At 55.1% G+C, this 532-nt stretch carries 1 protein-coding gene; it reads right to left on the bottom strand.

Annotated features, from left to right (window positions below; all coding sequences use genetic code 11):
* Positions 1–191: 191 nt before the first annotated feature.
* Positions 192–532, bottom strand: a 341-nt coding sequence (locus GWC77_RS29310) for a hypothetical protein (protein ID WP_217283467.1), incomplete at its 5' end; no start/stop codon positions are given.

The raw sequence follows: 532 nt of genomic DNA, 5'->3' as shown, positions 1-532 counted from the left end.
TGCCGCATTCTGCCGCAACCAGCCATACCTCAGCTTGTCGATTCAGAGCGCCTCAAGGGTTCGCTGCGCCGGGCTTACGCCCGCCCTTGACCCGCTAACATCACCCACTCGGAATTCAAAAGAGGCGTTCATAGCGTGCTTGAACGATTTCCTGGCCGTTGCTCGGAGATTCCAATCGGTTGCGATTGCTCTTATCGCCAACTCAACGAAATGGTCGTTCGATATGGATCGAACGTGCTGACGGGCATCAATTCGACGATTCTTGGTTTGGCGATCGATCTGCTGAGCAGAGGAGAAAAAAATGAGCGGATCGAGCGAATTCTGGCTGGTGGCGAATTGTTGTACGGCGCACAACGGCAGATCATCAAGCGCGCGTTTCCTCGCGCAGTACTCCTATCCTTCATGGTAAGCGCCTCACGACGACCGTCGTAGACGACGGCGAGAACCGACATCAAAGTGGTGCCCATCATTTTCGATTTGATGGACATCACTGTGACAGAGCCAGAAGCCAGGCCGGGTAGCCGCAAGGGAC

The sequence above is a fragment of the Paraburkholderia sp. NMBU_R16 genome, assembly GCF_013282575.1.
Classification (GTDB): Bacteria; Pseudomonadota; Gammaproteobacteria; order Burkholderiales; family Burkholderiaceae; genus Trinickia.
This window is presented reverse-complemented; position numbering and strand designations above follow the sequence as displayed.